We start from the raw sequence: 15,075 nt of genomic DNA, 5'->3' as shown, positions 1-15,075 counted from the left end.
ATTCCATGCCCAACCCGCCCCAGGTCACTCGCCGTGCGCTGATGATTGGAGCAGGAGCGGTAGCGGCGTGGGCGTCATCCCCGGCGCGGGCGCTGATGCTCGGCGCTGACGCATCGGCCTTGCCCGGTTCGGTCGAAACCCTGATCGGACAGATGACGCTGGAGGAAAAGGCCGGGCAACTCACACTGATGGCCGCCGCATGGGCGGGCAGCGCCGCCAATGCGCTCAACCCTGTGCAGGGCAATACGAACTATGAGCGGCAGCTGGCTGAAGTTGAGCGCGGGCGAATCGGGGGCGTCTTCAACGGCAACGGAGCCGAAATGGCCCGCCAGATGCAGACCGCCGCCGTTAAGCGATCCAGGCTCAAGGTGCCGCTGATTTTTGCGGCGGACGTCATCCACGGGTTCCGCACAGTCTTTCCGATGCCGCTGGCCGAAGCCGGCAGTTTCGATCCCGAACTGGCCGAGCGCACCGCCCGGATTGCCGCGATCGAGGCAACGGCTGCGGGTATTGACTGGAACTTTGCCCCGATGGTCGATGTCGCGCGCGATCAGCGCTGGGGCCGCGGCATTGAAGGGGCGGGCGAAGACGTGCTGCTCGGCCGGGTGATGGCAGCAGCGCGGGTGCGCGGCTTTCAGGGCCGCAAGGGACTTGCCGCACAGGACGCGATGGCGGCCTGCGCCAAGCATTTCGCCGCCTATGGCGCCGCCGAGGGCGGGCTTGACTACAACACGGTCGACATTTCCGAGCGGACTTTGCGCGAGGTCTATTTCCCTCCCTTCGAAGCCGCGCTTGACGCCGAGGTCGCCACCATCATGGCCTCGTTCAACGAGCTGTCCGGGATCCCGGCAACAGCCAATCCCTGGCTGCTGACCGACGTGCTGCGGCGCGAATGGTCGTTCGGCGGGCTGGTGGTTTCGGATTACACCGCCGATCTGGAACTGATCGACCACGGCTTTGCTGCCGATGCGCGCGAGGCGGCCAAGCTGGCCTTTCTGGCCGGTGTGGACATGTCGATGCAGTCGGGTTTCTACATCCAGCACCTGCCCGCGCTTGTGGAGGCGGGTGAGGTGCCGATGGCGCGGCTCGACGAAGCGGTGCGGCGTGTCTTGGCGCTCAAGGTCAAGCTGGGCTTGTTCGACGATCCGTTCCGGCGGATCGATCCGCGCCGCGAGAAGACCCGCGTGCGGACACCCGCCCATCTTCAGGTCGCGCGCGAAGCGGGACGCCGCTCGATCGTGTTGCTGAAGAACGATGGCGACCTTCTGCCGTTGCCGCGCGCGGGCCAAAAAATCGCGCTGATCGGCCCCTTCGCGCAGGGGCAGCGCGAGCTGATCGGGCCTTGGAATGTCTACGGTTCGGACGCCGAAGCCGTCGACCTGTTGACCGGGGTGCGCGAGCTGGTGGCAGACCCCGCGCAGGTCACTGCGGTTGACGGCTGCGGCATCGAGGCCCCGATTGACGGCGGCATCGAGCAAGCCGTGGCCGCGGCCGCAGCCGCCGATATTGTCATCCTTGCGATCGGTGAAAGCCAGCGCATGTCCGGCGAGGCGCAATCGCGGGTCGATATCGGGATCCCGCCTGCGCAGATGGCGCTGGCGGAGGCGGTTGCGGCAACGGGCAAGCCGATGGTCGTGCTGCTGCGGCACGGGCGCGGCCTCGTGCTGGAGGGTGCCGTCAAGGAAGCGCCCGCGATCCTCGCGACGTGGTTTTTGGGCTCCATGTCCGGGCCTGCCACCGCAGATGTGCTGTTCGGCGTCGAAGGCCCATCGGCTCGCCTGCCGGTCAGCTTCCCGCACGCCACCGGACAGCAGCCTTACCATTATGCTCACAAAAACACCGGCCGCCCGCATCCCGTCGGCCCCTTGCAGGAATACAAGGCCCGATACCGCGAGGCGCTCAATGTGGCCCTTTACCCGTTCGGCCACGGGCTGACTTATGGCCGCATCGCTTATGGATCGCCCGAAGGCGCTGGCGGTACGCTGACCCCCGGCGGAGAACTGCGCTTGGCGGCCACCATCACCAATTCCGGCACACATGATGCTGTGGAGGTGGTGCAGCTCTACATTCAGGATCAAAGCGCCAGTATCACCCGGCCGGTCAGGGAATTGAAGGCATTCCAGCGCGTTGCGCTCAAGCCCGGAGAAAGCCGGCGGGTCGAATTCGGGCTCAAGCGGGCTGATCTGACCTTCATCGGACAGGATTTGAAACCCACCGTCGAGCCGGGTCAATTTCGTTTCTGGATCGCACCATCGGCCCAGGCTGAAGGTGCGAGTGGTGTGTTCGAACTCAGCTAGGCGCGGCCTTGCCCGGCTCATGATCGATGATCGCAACTGTCGGTTGCGGTTCCGATCGTGTCCGCCTATCCATTGTCCATGATGGACAGACCGGATGCGGCGCGGCGGCGCGACGAATTGTCCGGCCTGGTCGAACGTGTTGCCAAGGGCGACCGCAAAGCCCTTGCAAGCGTCTATGACCGGACCTGCGCCAAATTGTTCGGCGTGTGTGTCCGGATCACGCGAGATCGTGACGCTGCTGAAGACATCCTCCAGAATGTTTATCTGAAAATCTGGAACCGCGCCGGGCAGTTCGACCGCAACCGCGCCAGCCCGATCACATGGCTGTGTGCCATTGCCCGCAACGCCGCCATCGACTGGGTCCGCAAGCATGGCGCTGTGCCGTTGCCGGCGGCCGATCCAGCCGAGACAAGCGATGGCGACACGGCAGGAGCCATGGAGGCCATGGCTCTGGCAGACCGCCGCGCCAGAGTGTTCGATTGCCTCGAAGCCCTGCCGACCAACCAGCAGCGTGCGATCCGTCTGGCCTTTTTCGACGGGTCGAGCCATTCTGAATTGGCGCAGGTAATGCAGGCACCGCTCGGAACCACAAAAAGCTGGATCCGCAGAGGCTTGTCGCAATTGCGGGGGTGCCTTCAGGATGACTAGAACGCTGGGCCCTGAATTGACCGCAATGGCAGCGGAACTCGCGCTGGGGGTGCTGGATGGCGCGGAGCGCGCTGAGGCTCTGCGGCTTGTCCTTGCCGACCCTGATTTCGCCGCCGAGGTCAAGGAATGGCAGGATTGCCTTGATCCGCTGGGCGAGGATTTCGCCGAGGTGCCGCCGCCCAATGTCTGGTCAGCAATCGAAGCCAAGCTCGATAGTGAACCGAAAACTGCCGCGCTTGCCGCGGTGCGGTTCTGGCGGACCACGGCTGCGCTGACCACGGCGCTGGCGGCGTGTCTTGCCGGCGTGGTACTGTTCAATTCAGGAGCTTTGTCGCAGGCCGAACCTTCGCCGGCTGCGGTGCCCGCGCGCGTCGCGATCGCACAGCTGGCAGGCGCGGATGGCACGCTGCTGGCCGCACGGCTTGATTCTGCCAGCGGCCAAATCACCATCCGCCCCATGTCCTTGCCGGAAACCAGCCTGGTACCGGAATTGTGGATCATTCCGGACGATGGCGTGCCGCGCTCGCTTGGGCTCATTTCGGCAAACGGGATCACGGATGTCAGGCTGTCCGCGCGCTTGCGGCCCCTGGTGGTCGAAGGCGCCATTCTTGCTGTCTCGCTGGAGACGCCGCAGGGCGCACCGCACACCGCGCCAAGCAGCACACCGATCGCCACCGGAAAAATATCGGTCATCTGATCCGCGCTGCATCTGATCGTTTCAAAATCATCGTAGCTGGACGAGCGGAGGCCGTGCTGATGCACGTCGCCTCCGGGATTTTCCGCGCACACGCGTGCGGGACAAGCATCGTCATTACCGGAGTTATCTGATGAAAAAATATCTTCTCGCGACAAGCGTAGCGGTTGCGATCGCGGCGCCTGTTCATGCCCAGGATCAGTTCGACGGCGTCTATGCGGGTGTCTCGGTCGGCTATGACTTTCAGGCCGGGGATGACGATGAATTCATCTCGTTTGACCGTGCCTCCGACGGCACTTTCGGGGAAACCGTCACGACGGCCGCCGGGGCTGATGCGTTCTCTCCGGGTTTCTGCGGCGGAGCGGCCACCTCGCCGCAAAACACCAACTGCCGCGATGATTCAGACGGCGTCAGCTTCCAGGCGCGCTTTGGCTATGATCGCCAAATGAGCAATTTCGTCATCGGCGCTGTCGGCGAGCTCGGCACCGCGGATCTTAGCGACAGCGTGTCGGCATTCAGCACGACGCCAGCTTTCTACACCATGACGCGCGAAATTGATTTCACGGCTGCCCTGCGTGCGCGGGCAGGGGTCGTGGCTGGCATGAACACCTTGCTCTACGCGACCGGGGGCCTTGCCTACGCGAAAATGGATCAGGCCCACGTGTCCAGCAATACGGCCAACGCCTTCACTGTGATCGCGGACGAGGACGCGTGGGGCTACCAGCTTGGGGCCGGGATCGAACAGAAGATTGGCGAGAAGTTCTCGTTGGGGATCGAATATCTCTACACCGGGTACGGCAACGACGATACGCTGGTGCGGGTCGGTCAGGGGACGGCCGGGGCAACCAATCCGTTCGTGCTGGCTGGCGGCGTGGATTTCCTCCGCGCCAATGACGACTTCGATATCCAATCAGTCAAGGCGGTCGCAACCTACCGGTTCTAAGCCCTGACGCGATGTGCGGGGGGCGGCGTAATAGCCTCCTCCCGCTCATGCCTGCTCGCAACTGGCGGCCCGGACTGCGCACCCAAGTCGGCAGCAAAAGCCGCCGCGTGAGCGAACACTTGCGGGCAGACGCGGCGTCGACCGGCCTTTCGACAAGGTCGAAGCGATCGCTGCGTTTGTCCGCCGTCCGGTAAGCGATTGCGAGCATGTGCGCTGACGGATCGACCCCCGTGAAGCGCCACGCGGGTTGCAGGACTATCCGCCGACTGTGCTGGCAGCGGTATCGCCTTCAGAACGGCGCGGCCGGCTGCGTTCAGGCCGGGTTCCTGCTGCTTGCCGAAGCAATGGTTTCCGCCAATTGATGCTCTTGTATTTCAATGATATAAGAGTCGCGATGACATCGTTGTTGACGGTCGCACGGCGACTTCTGAACAGGGTCTTTGGGTCGCACCATTGTCCTTATGAAACCCCTCAATGCGGGGAGGATGGGCGGCTTTGTGCCGATTGCCAGTTCGATCAGGCTTGGTAAGACGCCCCTCAGCGCGCGCCGAGTGATTGCGACAATGGATGCCTCGACCAGACTGGCCGCCACCGCCTACGCAAACTTCTGGCAGCTGGCCCCGCAAATGCGCGCACCCTTGTTCCAAAGCCGCAATGCTCGGTCTGAAGGATCGCAGCCAGCATCTGCGGCGGCGTGGCATCGCGAGACTCAAACTTGCCAAGGGGTGCAAAGCCGTTCGCCTCGTCCCGCAAATCGCGCGCGATAATGTGCGACTGATGCTGGCTGGGGCGGAAGGATTCGAACCTTCGCATGCCGGTACCAAAAACCGGTGCCTTACCGCTTGGCTACGCCCCAGCAAGAGCCGCGCTCTATAGCGGCTGAATCGCATATGGGAAGGGGGCGAAACCACGTGGGTGTCGCCTTTTTTCCCCTTTTTGCAGCTTATGCGGGCGGTCCGGCTTCCAGATGCTTGCCTGCAAAGTCGGCGGCCGAGTGGCGTTCGCGCAGCTGGGTTGCTTCATCGCCCCAGACCTTGTTGACGATCCGCCCGCGCTGCACCGCCGGGCGCGCCTTGATTTCGGCAACCCAGCGGGCGACGTTCCGATATTCGTCGATGCTGAGGAAGGTCTTGGCATCGTTGTAGATGTTGCCTTCTGTGAAGGGGGCCAGCCACGGGAAGTTGGCGATGTCGGCCAGTGTGTATTCGTCACCGGCCAGAAAGCGGCTCTGTGCCAGACGCTGATCGGCCACGTCGAAAATCCGCTTGGTTTCCATCGCATAGCGGTTGATGGGATATTCGTATTTCTCGGGCGCATAGGCGTAGAAATGGCCAAACCCGCCGCCCATGAAGGGGCCGCTGGCCACCTGCCAGAACACCCAGCTCAGCACTTCGGCGCGCGCGGCCGGGGCGGTGGGCAGGAACATCCCGAATGTCTCGGCCAGATGGACGAGGATCGCGCCGCTTTCAAACACACGGAACGGCGCCTTAGGGTCGCTCTGGTCGAGCAGGGCGGGGATCTTGGAATTGGGGTTCACCCCGACAAACCCGCTGGTGAACTGTTCGCCTTCGCCGATATTGATGGTCCAGGCGTCATATTCGGCGCCGGTGTGGCCAGCCTCCAGCAATTCCTCCAGCATGATCGTCGCCTTGACGCCGTTGGGCGTGGCGAGGGAATAGAGCTGGAAGGGATGGTTGCCGACGGGCAGTTCCTTGTCCTCACGCGCGCCGGCGGTTGGCCGATTGATATTGGCAAAGCGGCCGCCCGATACGGTCTCGGCGCTCCAGACGGCGGGCGGGGTATAGGTGGCATCGGCCATGATTGTAGCTCCGGTTGGGTGTTGCCTGACACTTGGCGGCTCGTTCGCCGGGGTGCAAGCACCGGGCGGGCATCGTTTGGCTTTGGCGCGGCGTAGAAAGGCTTTAGGGGAAGACTTTAGGCAGGACTTTTGCCGCCCCCTGCTAGGAACCGCGGGCATTAGGCGCTAGAGGCGGAAGCCCAAGCACCCGGAGCGCGCCTGCGACCATGAGCGAGACCTCGCACCCCTTTTTCGACATGCACACCCACGGCTTTGTCCGCGTGGCCACCGCGACACCGTGCAGCCGCACCGCCGATGTTGCCTACAATACCGCGGGCGTTCTGGCTGAAGCGCGCAAGGCGCATGATGCAAATGTCGATCTGGTGGTGTTCCCGGAACTCACCTTGTCGTCATACGCGATTGATGATCTGCTGCTCCAGCACGCGCTGATCGAGCGAGTGGAGCAGGCGCTGGCCGAAGTGGTTGCGGCATCGGCCGACCTGCACCCTGTATTGGTGGTCGGCGCGCCGCTCAAGCGTGCGGACAAGCTTTACAATTGCGCGGTGGTGATCGCGCACGGGACGATCCTTGGCGTCGTTCCCAAAAGCTTCCTGCCCAATTACCGCGAATTCTATGAAAAGCGCCACTTTGCGCATGGGCGCGGTTGCACCGATCTGTGGATGGCGGTGGCGGGTGAGGAAGTGCCATTTGGCACCGATCTGGTGTTTGCCGCCGCGAACCTTCCGGGCTTCCGCTTCGGGGTCGAAATCTGCGAGGATTTCTGGGCGCCGATCCCGCCGGGGATGACTGCCGCGCTCGCCGGAGCGTTGATCTTGTGCAACCTTTCGGCCTCGCCGGTCACCATCGGGCGGGCCGATGATCGCCATCTGCACTGCCGCTCCAGCGCGGCGCGGGCGATTGCCGCCTATGTCTATTCGGCCAGCGGTTACGGCGAAAGCACCACCGACCTTGCGTGGGACGGGCAGGGCGTAATCTATGAAATGAGCAGCCTGCTGGCCCAAAGCCACCGGTTTGATCGTTCGGGCGAGCTGACCATCGTCGACATTGATACCGAGCGTCTGGCGGCGGAACGGCTGCGCAATCAGACTTTCGCCGATGCCGCCGAATGGGCCGGGCGGCCCGAGGATTCCTACCGCAAGGTGGTGTTCGAACACGCTTTTGCGCAAGGCGACATCGGCCTGCTCCGCCCGGTTGCGCGCTTCCCCTTTGTCCCCGACCGGCCCGAAAAGCTGGATGAGGATTGCTACGAGGCGTTCAACATTCAGGTCGATGCGCTGATGCGGCGGATTGAATCGACCGGCGCCAAGTCGCTGATTATCGGGATTTCGGGCGGGCTCGACAGCACCCATGCGCTGATCGTCGCGGCCAAGGCCTGCGACCGGCTGGGGCTGCCGCGCAGCGCGATCCGCGGCTATACCATGCCCGGCTTCGGCACGTCAGACGGCACGAAAGCCAACGCCCACCGGCTGATGGCCGCGATGGAAATCACCGCGGGCGAGATCGACATCCGGCCCGCCGCGCACAAGATGCTGGAAGATATCGGCCACCCCTTTGCTGACGGCGCGCCGGTGCATGATGTGACCTTTGAAAACGTGCAGGCGGGGCTGCGCACCGACTATCTGTTCCGCCTTGCCGGACAGCATGGCGGCTTTGTGGTCGGCACCGGCGACCTGAGCGAGTTGGCGCTCGGCTGGTGCACCTATGGCGTGGGCGACCATATGAGCCACTATGCGGTCAATTCGGGCGTGCCCAAGACGCTGATCCAGTATCTGATCCGCTGGGTCATGCGCACCGGCCAGTTCAATGATGATTGCGGACATGTGCTGGGCGATGTGCTAGATACCGAGATCAGCCCCGAGCTGGTGCCGCCGGGCGCTGATGGCGCCGTGCAATCGACCCAGAGCATCGTCGGCCCCTACGAGCTTAACGACTTCTTCCTCCATCACGTGATCCGTTACGGCCAGCGCCCTTCAAAAGTGGCGTTTCTGGCGTGGCATGCATGGCGGGAGGCGGGCGGCGGCTTGTGGCCTGCCGGCTTCCCGGAAGGCGAGAAGAACGCGTACAATCTCGCCACCATCGCGGGCTGGCTCGACAAGTTCTGTGCGCGGTTCTTCGGCTTTTCGCAGTTCAAGCGGTCAGCGCTGCCCAATGGGCCCAAGGTCTCGTCTGCGGGTGCGCTGTCCCCGCGCGGTGATTGGCGCGCGCCCTCCGACGCGGCGGCGACCGTGTGGCGCGAGGAGCTGCGCGGACAGCTGCCGGACGATGTGGTCTGCGAGGTTTTCGGCCAGCCTGCCCCCTGATGCCCAAAAGCCTGCCTTTGTCTGCTTTGGGCATCATGCTGTTCTGCAATATTGCCTGGGCGCTCAACATCGTGGTCAGCAAGATCGCGGTGTCAGCGCTGGGCCTGCCGCCGCTGTTCTATACCGTCCTGCGGTCAGCGACGGTGCTGGTGGTCCTGTTCCCGCTGCTGCTTCGCGCCCGCCCGGCGCGTTTGCCGCTGGTCCTGGCCATCGGTTTCGCGGTCACCGGGGGCAGCTTCGGGCTGCAGTTCATCGGTCTTCAGACGGCAAGCCCTTCTGCGGTTGGCATCGTCAATCTCTCAGGTGCGCCGCTTACCGTGTTGTTCGCCGTGATTTTTCTGGGCGAGGAGGTGCGTTGGCGGCGCGGGCTGGGCATGGCCCTGGCGCTGGGCGGGGTGGGCCTTGCCATCGGCGCGCCGTCCGAAGCGGGCGATCCGGTGGGCTTGGGCTTTGCCTTTGCCGGCGTGTTTACCGGGGCCTTTGCCTCGGTGTTCGTCAAGCGGCTGGAGATCGGGGCGGTGGCGCTTCAGGCATGGGCGGGGCTGGCTTCGCTGGTTGTCATGCTGCCTGCCACAGTGCTGATGGAAAACGGCCAGATCGCCGCGGTCGAGGCTGCGCCGCTGGCGGTGGCGGGATGCGTGCTGTTTGCTGGCGTGGTGGTCTCGGTCGGCGCGCATTCGGCCTATTTCCGGCTGTTTCAGGCGCACGACGCCAACCTGATCGTGCCGCTGACGCTGCTCACCCCGCTGCTCACCATCGGCTTTGGAACATGGCTGACCGGCGATACGATCGGCTGGCCGCTGATGATCGGCGGGGCGATGGCGCTGGTCGGCGTGGCCATCATCGTCATCCGCCCAAGCCGGACAATTTTCAAGCCAAGGTTGGCGCGCACAGAGCTTTGAGGCGGCGCAGCTTCACGTGAAACACTGGTTATGACCGGGTGGGCATGGGTCTCAACCGATCTTGAGGGCGGTTGGAGCGGGCAAGATTTCCAGCGCTTGCCCGCTCCGGTCCCTTACGATGCCAGTCGGGCCGCGGCGTCCTGCGCGGCAGCAATCTTTTCTTCGCCGCCTTCGCCCATGATCCCGTCTGCGGCGACCAGTTCGACATCGGTGATGCCGATAAAGCCGAGGAAGAAGGTCAGCCAGCGGCTCATGAAATCGACATCGCTGCCCATCGGCGTGCCGCCGCTGGCGATGGCGAGGTAGGCCTTCTTGCCGGTCAGCAGGCCTTCCGGGCCGGTGGCAGTGTAACGGAAGGTGGTGCCGACGCGGGCGACCAGATCGGCCCATGCCTTCAGCGTGGCGGGCGGACCGAAGTTATAGACCGGGGCTGCGATCACGATGGTGTCAGCCGCTTGCAGCTCGGCAATCAGGGTGTCGGCGATGACGGCAAGTTCGGCCTGCTCGGCAGTGCGATCAGCCGCAGGGGTGAGATTGGCGGCAAAGCGCTCCGCACTCACATAAGGCAGATCATTGGCGGCCAGATCGCGGGTGGTGATAGCCGCGCCGGTCTTGGCGGCAAGGCCATCGACGATACGCTGGCCAAGACCGCGCGACACGCTTTCACTGTCGGAACGGATGCTGGCGGTGATGTAGAGGATGTTGCTCATCGAAGTTTCTCCTTGAAGGGTAGAGCCGGCTGGGACGGGGCGGCCAGCCGGCTCCGGGGGACTGTTACGCTGCGTCGACCAGCACGACTTCGCTGTCTTCGAGCGCGGTGATCGTGACGCTGGCCAATTGGGTGATCGCCACGCCGTCGCGGGCATTGGCTTCCACATCATCGATCCGGATCTTGCCGGTGGCGGGGACCAGGTAGAGATGACGGTCAGCGCTGCGGGGCGTGTAAGTCACGCTTTCCCCGGCCCGGATCGTCGCCCCCAGCACGCGGGCATCAGCGCGGATCCTGAGCGCGTCATTGTCGTTCGCCACGCCGCTTGCCAACGGAACGAACGCGCCCGAGCGTTCATCCTTGGGGAACTGGCGTGCGCCCCAGCTGGGTTCGCCGCCGCGCTCATCGGGGATGATCCAGATCTGGAACAGCGTGGTGTCGGTGCCTTCAAGGTTGTATTCCGAATGGCGCACACCATTGCCTGCACTCATCACCTGCACATCGCCCGCTTCGGTGCGGCCTTCGTTGCCCATGCTGTCCCGGTGCGTGATCGCGCCGGTGCGGACATAGGTGATGATTTCCATGTCGCTGTGCGGATGGGTGGGGAAACCCGTTCCGGCCGCGATCTTGTCGTCATTCCAGACCCTGAGGGCGCCCCAGTGGACGCGGGCCGGATCGTGGTAACTGGCGAAAGAGAAATGGTGGTGCGCATCCAGCCAGCCGTGGTTGGCCGCGCCAAGGGTATTGAAGGGACGAAGTTCGATCATGTCGTGTCTCCTGCCGTGATGGGGCTGAGATAGCGGGCCGGGTGTTTGCAGATAACTGCGATAAAACTTGCCAAGATGTTCGGATTATCTGAACATCGTACCATGAAACTCGGCGAACCCACCCTCGATCAGCTGCGCATCTTCATTGCTGTGGCCGAACATGGCAGCTTTGGCCGTGCGGCCAAGGCACAAGGGCGCGCAATTTCGGCGGTGTCCTATGGCGTTGCGCAGCTTGAAGCGCAGCTGGGCCTGTCGCTGTTCGACCGCGAAGGATCGCGCCGCCCGGTGCTGACAGCGGCAGGCGCGGGCCTGTTGGCCGAAGCGCGCAGCGTGGCCGACGGGATCGCTGCCCTGCTGGCCAAGGCGCGCTCGCTCCATGCCGGGCAGGAGCCTTCGCTGACGCTGGTGGTTGATGTGATGGTGCCGGGCGAAGTCACGGCCCATGTGCTGGGCGAATTCCGGCGCATGTTTCCGACCTGCGCGCTGACCTTGCGGATCGAGGCGCTGGGCGCGGTCACAGCCTGCCTGATCGGCAGCGGCGCTGATCTGGGCATCAGCGGCCCGGTGCCGGGCGATCATCCCGCGCTCGAACGGCAAGCCGTGGGCGAAATTGACCTGATCCCGGTCGCCGCGCCCGGCCATCCGCTGGCGCGGCCTGGCATCGCCCCGGGAACCAGCCGCCGCCACCTGCAATTGGTGCTGACGGATCGTTCACCGCTGACCGAGGGGCTGGAATTTTCCGTGCTCAGCCCGCTCACCTGGCGACTGGGCGATCTCAGCGCCAAGCATTCGCTGCTGAAAGAAGGGCTGGGCTGGGGTAACATGCCGCGCGCAATGGTGGCAGACGATCTGGCAAACGGCACTCTGGTCGAGCTTGATCTGCCGGAAAAGCCGGGCGCGCATTACCGGCTCAGCGCGCTGTGGCGCAGGGATGCGCGGCTGGGCCCGGCGGCAAGCTGGCTGGTCGATGCGTTCCGGGCGGGGCTGGGGGCGTGAACAGCACGGCCGCATCGCCTTCCTGCCACGGAGCAAACTTGCCCATCACCGCGGCGAACAGGTCTGAGCCGAGCAGCCGTTCCAGCCAGGCTTGCAAGCGCGGCAGGGGTTGGGCGGCGAACCACGCGGGATCGATCGCGGCAAACTGGCGAATGAAAGGCAGCAGCGCGATGTCCGTAAAGGTGCGCGCATCGCCGCACAGATAGCGCGCGCGCTCCAGCCGCGTCTCCAGCGGGGCAAGCAGAGCAAGCGCAGCGGCGCGGTGATCGGTCGGCCCGTCCTCCTCGTACCGCCCCGGATATTTCGCCCGGTCGAGGTGGTGCTTGAACGGCCCGTCATTGGCCGCGATCAGGCCTGCGTCATCGCCCGCCAGCCAGCCTTCGGGATCGTGCTGCGCCAGGGCCCAGCGCATGATGGCAAGGCTCTGGTCGATCACGGTTCCGTCCGCCAGCACCAGCACGGGCACCGTTGCCTTGGGGCTGGCGGCGATCAGCGCGGGCGGCTTGGCCGCGAGCTTGACCTCGCGCAGTTCCACCGTGATCCCCGCCGTCCACAGCGCCATGCGCGCCCGCATTGCATAGGGGCAGCGGCGGAAGGAATAGAGGACCGGCGGGGTCATCGCGCGGTGGGCAGGCTGCCCTCACACACCGGACAGGCCTCGCCCACCGGATAGGGCCGCCCGCAGGGTTGGCAGCGTGTGTGGGTGCCTTGCGCAAGTCCGTGGCCAAGGCTCACGCGCTCATCGAAGACGAAGCATTCACCCTGCCACAGGCTTTCACTTTCAGGCACTTGTTCAAGATACTTCAGAATGCCGCCCTTGAGGTGGAAGACATCCTCCACCCCCTCGGCGCGCAGAAAGCTGGTCGATTTCTCGCAGCGGATGCCCCCGGTGCAAAACATGGCGACGCGCGTCTTGCCTTGGAGCAGTGCGTCACGGTGCTGGCGGAACCAGCCGGGAAAGTCGCGGAACGACGGCGTCGCCGGATCGACCGCGCCCGCAAAGGTGCCGATGGCAACTTCGTAGTCATTGCGGGTATCGATCACCAGCGTGTCGGGATCGGCGATCAGGGCGTTCCAATCATGCGGGTCGACATAGTGGCCGGCTGACAGCGCCGGGTCGATATCGGGTTCGCCCATGGTCACGATCTCGCGCTTCACGCGCACCTTCATCCGGCCAAAAGGCATGGCGGTCGCATCGGAAAACTTCACGTCGAGCTCCGCGCAGCCGGGCAAGGCGCGGATCGTATCGAGCACCCCGGCCAGCGCTGCGGCCTCACCCGCGATCGTCCCGTTGATCCCCTCGCGCGCCAGCAGCAGCGTGCCTTTGACACCCGCAGCCTCGCACGCGGCGAGCAGGGGCGCGCGCAGGGCGTCGGGGTCGGGAAAGCGCGTGAACTGGTAGAGTGCGGCGACTGCGATCAAACCCGCATCACCCAGCCATGCGTGTCTGCGATCTTGCCGTTCTGTACGCCCACCAGCCGCTCACGCATTTTGGCGGTGATCTGCCCGATCCCGCCCGCTCCGATGTGGAACTCGCCATCGGGCGCGGCGACCGTGCCGACTGGGGTGACGACCGCGGCGGTGCCGCAGGCCATCGTTTCCAGCAGCATGCCGCTGGCCGCTTCGGCGCGCCATTGGTCGATGGAGTAAGGCTCCTCGCGCACGGTCAGGCCCTCTTCGCGCAGCATCGCGATCAGGCTGTCGCGGGTGATGCCGGGCAGGATCGTGCCGGTCAGCGGCGGGGTGATGACAGAGCCATCCGCGCGGACGAAGAACAGGTTCATGCCCCCCAATTCCTCGACCCATTTGTGCTCGGTCGCATCAAGGAACACCACCTGATCGCAGCCCTGCGCGGTCGCCTGCGCCTGCGGCACCAGGCTGGCAGCGTAATTGCCGCCCGTCTTGGCAGCGCCGGTGCCGCCGGGCGCTGCCCGGGTGTAATCCTGCGCGACCCAGATCTTGACCGGATTGACGCCCTTTTTGAAGTAGTTGCCGGCCGCACTTATGATGACAACGAACTTGTATTGCCGCGCCGGGCGCACGCCGAGGAAGGCTTCCGAGGCGAACATGAAGGGCCGGATATAGAGCGAACCGCCCTCGATCGGCGGAAGCCAAGCGGCGTCGGCCAGCACGGCCTCGCGCACGGCGGCGATGAAGGTTTCCTCAGGGATTTCCGGCATCGCCATGCGCCGCGCGCTGGCGTTGAAACGGCGGGCGTTGGCATCGGGGCGGAACAGCGACAGCCCGCCTTCGGGATGGGCATAGGCCTTCATCCCTTCAAAGATTTCCTGCGCATAGTGCAGCACGCTCGCCGCCGGATCGAGCGGGATGGGTGCACGCGGGCCGATGGTCGGGGTTTGCCAGCCGCCGAGCGCTTCGTCGTAATCGATCACCACCATATGATCGGTGAACACGGTGCCAAAGCCCGGATCGGCGATCAGGCTCTCACGGGTGGCATCAGGCGTGGGCGAGGGGTGGGGCGTGCGGGTAAATTGCATGGAATGCGCCTAATCCTGCGCGGTGGAGAGAGCAAGATCACTATTGCGCGGCCGCGCAAGGTCGCATCAGCGCGCTGGCTCGGGCCGCAGGCCCGCAAGGCCGAACGGCCACCCGCAGCGACGCGCCCGCAGGGCGTGTGAGCGAGGATTTCGCATCGCGGAAGCGATACGGAACAACAAAAAATGAAAAGGGCAGCTTCGCCGGTCGGGAAGCTGCCCTTAACATGGTCAGCGGCCGGAAGTGCCGCTCACGAAGCCTTACTTGGCAAAAGGATTACCGAGTATGCTCCGTAGGGATCTTCACCGACCTCGCTACTGAACCATGAGACATCGGATCACCTCCTTTCGCGCTAATGTGCCAGACCCGCCGCATCACCGGGGGCCGAGAGCCGCGTTCGCCGCTGGCCTCAAGGCGTAATGTGAATCATGGCGGGGCCAAGGACAAGACTTGTATAAATCTTTTCCCGCGTCATACTCTTCCCTCGCCGCACAGCTTGGCAGC

The 15,075-nt window shown here is 64.6% G+C and carries 13 protein-coding genes and 1 tRNA gene; 7 read left to right on the top strand and 7 right to left on the bottom strand.

The window, feature by feature from the left end; genetic code table 11:
- The first annotated feature begins 5 nt into the window (after positions 1-5).
- The 4 genes from bglX to C0V72_RS00290 all read left to right on the top strand — a co-directional run bounded on the left by bglX (position 6) and on the right by C0V72_RS00290 (position 4,582).
- The gene (gene bglX / locus C0V72_RS00305) at positions 6-2,297 is read left to right on the top strand and encodes a beta-glucosidase BglX (protein WP_101791218.1); all 2,292 of its coding nucleotides are present in this window, start codon (positions 6-8) and stop codon (positions 2,295-2,297) included.
- Between the two features lie 78 nt (positions 2,298-2,375).
- Positions 2,376-2,945, top strand: coding sequence for a sigma-70 family RNA polymerase sigma factor (locus tag C0V72_RS00300; protein ID WP_101791217.1), 570 nt, complete (start codon positions 2,376-2,378; stop codon positions 2,943-2,945).
- On the top strand, positions 2,938-3,642 hold the full coding sequence (locus tag C0V72_RS00295; RefSeq protein ID WP_101791216.1) for an anti-sigma factor: 705 nt from the start codon (positions 2,938-2,940) through the stop codon (positions 3,640-3,642). The genes C0V72_RS00300 and C0V72_RS00295 overlap by 8 nt, the downstream gene beginning before the upstream one ends.
- A 130-nt stretch (positions 3,643-3,772) precedes the next feature.
- Complete coding sequence (locus C0V72_RS00290) at positions 3,773-4,582, top strand: outer membrane protein (RefSeq protein WP_172438851.1); 810 nt, start codon at positions 3,773-3,775, stop codon at positions 4,580-4,582.
- Positions 4,583-5,363: 781 nt separating this feature from the next.
- Here the strand turns inward: C0V72_RS00290 and C0V72_RS00285 are convergent.
- Both C0V72_RS00285 and yghU read right to left on the bottom strand, forming a co-directional pair.
- Positions 5,364-5,438 (bottom strand) — tRNA-Gln (locus C0V72_RS00285).
- Positions 5,439-5,525: 87 nt separating this feature from the next.
- Positions 5,526-6,401 (bottom strand): glutathione-dependent disulfide-bond oxidoreductase, encoded by an 876-nt coding sequence (yghU, locus tag C0V72_RS00280; RefSeq protein WP_101791215.1) that lies wholly within the window; start codon positions 6,399-6,401, stop codon positions 5,526-5,528.
- A 206-nt stretch (positions 6,402-6,607) separates the two neighbouring features.
- Here yghU and C0V72_RS00275 point away from each other — a divergent pair, with 206 nt between their 5' ends.
- Positions 6,608-8,701 (top strand): NAD(+) synthase, encoded by a 2,094-nt coding sequence (locus C0V72_RS00275; RefSeq protein ID WP_101791214.1) that lies wholly within the window; start codon positions 6,608-6,610, stop codon positions 8,699-8,701.
- A 35-nt stretch (positions 8,702-8,736) separates the two neighbouring features.
- Complete coding sequence (locus C0V72_RS00270) at positions 8,737-9,603, top strand: DMT family transporter (protein WP_233999703.1); 867 nt, start codon at positions 8,737-8,739, stop codon at positions 9,601-9,603.
- Between the two features lie 113 nt (positions 9,604-9,716).
- On the opposite strand, the gene C0V72_RS00265 is transcribed toward C0V72_RS00270, so the two are convergent.
- Together C0V72_RS00265 and C0V72_RS00260 are read right to left on the bottom strand one after the other, a co-directional pair.
- A complete protein-coding gene (locus C0V72_RS00265; RefSeq protein ID WP_101791212.1) occupies positions 9,717-10,313 on the bottom strand; it encodes an FMN-dependent NADH-azoreductase in 597 nt (198 codons plus the stop codon).
- Between the two features lie 64 nt (positions 10,314-10,377).
- A complete protein-coding gene (locus C0V72_RS00260) occupies positions 10,378-11,079 on the bottom strand; it encodes a pirin family protein (protein WP_101791211.1) in 702 nt (233 codons plus the stop codon).
- 102 nt (positions 11,080-11,181) lie between these two features.
- Between C0V72_RS00260 and C0V72_RS00255 the strand changes: the two genes are divergently transcribed.
- A complete protein-coding gene (locus C0V72_RS00255) occupies positions 11,182-12,075 on the top strand; it encodes a LysR family transcriptional regulator (protein ID WP_101791210.1) in 894 nt (297 codons plus the stop codon).
- Here the strand turns inward: C0V72_RS00255 and C0V72_RS00250 are convergent.
- The 3 genes from C0V72_RS00250 to C0V72_RS00240 are packed head-to-tail and all read right to left on the bottom strand — an operon-like array spanning position 11,990 to position 14,573.
- A complete protein-coding gene (locus tag C0V72_RS00250; protein WP_101791209.1) occupies positions 11,990-12,694 on the bottom strand; it encodes a glutathione S-transferase in 705 nt (234 codons plus the stop codon). The genes C0V72_RS00255 and C0V72_RS00250 overlap by 86 nt on opposite strands.
- Complete coding sequence (gene trhO, locus C0V72_RS00245) at positions 12,691-13,497, bottom strand: oxygen-dependent tRNA uridine(34) hydroxylase TrhO (protein ID WP_233999702.1); 807 nt, start codon at positions 13,495-13,497, stop codon at positions 12,691-12,693. The genes C0V72_RS00250 and trhO overlap by 4 nt, the downstream gene beginning before the upstream one ends.
- A complete protein-coding gene (locus C0V72_RS00240; RefSeq protein ID WP_101791207.1) occupies positions 13,494-14,573 on the bottom strand; it encodes a branched-chain amino acid aminotransferase in 1,080 nt (359 codons plus the stop codon). The genes trhO and C0V72_RS00240 overlap by 4 nt, the downstream gene beginning before the upstream one ends.
- Positions 14,574-15,075: the final 502 nt, after the last annotated feature.

Source organism: Porphyrobacter sp. TH134, assembly GCF_002855495.1.
GTDB lineage: Bacteria > Pseudomonadota > Alphaproteobacteria > Sphingomonadales > Sphingomonadaceae > Erythrobacter.
Note: the sequence above shows the minus strand (reverse complement) of the source record. Positions and strands in the feature narration are given on the sequence as shown.

Coding starts and splice junctions, on each gene's coding strand:
- bglX (WP_101791218.1), top strand. CDS start 6: ATGCCCAACCCGCCCCAGGTCACTCGCCGTGCGCTGATGATTGGAGCA.
- C0V72_RS00300 (WP_101791217.1), top strand. CDS start 2,376: ATGATGGACAGACCGGATGCGGCGCGGCGGCGCGACGAATTGTCCGGC.
- C0V72_RS00295 (WP_101791216.1), top strand. CDS start 2,938: ATGACTAGAACGCTGGGCCCTGAATTGACCGCAATGGCAGCGGAACTC.
- C0V72_RS00290 (WP_172438851.1), top strand. CDS start 3,773: ATGAAAAAATATCTTCTCGCGACAAGCGTAGCGGTTGCGATCGCGGCG.
- yghU (WP_101791215.1), bottom strand. CDS start 6,401: ATGGCCGATGCCACCTATACCCCGCCCGCCGTCTGGAGCGCCGAGACC.
- C0V72_RS00275 (WP_101791214.1), top strand. CDS start 6,608: ATGAGCGAGACCTCGCACCCCTTTTTCGACATGCACACCCACGGCTTT.
- C0V72_RS00270 (WP_233999703.1), top strand. CDS start 8,737: ATGCTGTTCTGCAATATTGCCTGGGCGCTCAACATCGTGGTCAGCAAG.
- C0V72_RS00265 (WP_101791212.1), bottom strand. CDS start 10,313: ATGAGCAACATCCTCTACATCACCGCCAGCATCCGTTCCGACAGTGAA.
- C0V72_RS00260 (WP_101791211.1), bottom strand. CDS start 11,079: ATGATCGAACTTCGTCCCTTCAATACCCTTGGCGCGGCCAACCACGGC.
- C0V72_RS00255 (WP_101791210.1), top strand. CDS start 11,182: ATGAAACTCGGCGAACCCACCCTCGATCAGCTGCGCATCTTCATTGCT.
- C0V72_RS00250 (WP_101791209.1), bottom strand. CDS start 12,694: ATGACCCCGCCGGTCCTCTATTCCTTCCGCCGCTGCCCCTATGCAATG.
- C0V72_RS00240 (WP_101791207.1), bottom strand. CDS start 14,573: ATGCAATTTACCCGCACGCCCCACCCCTCGCCCACGCCTGATGCCACC.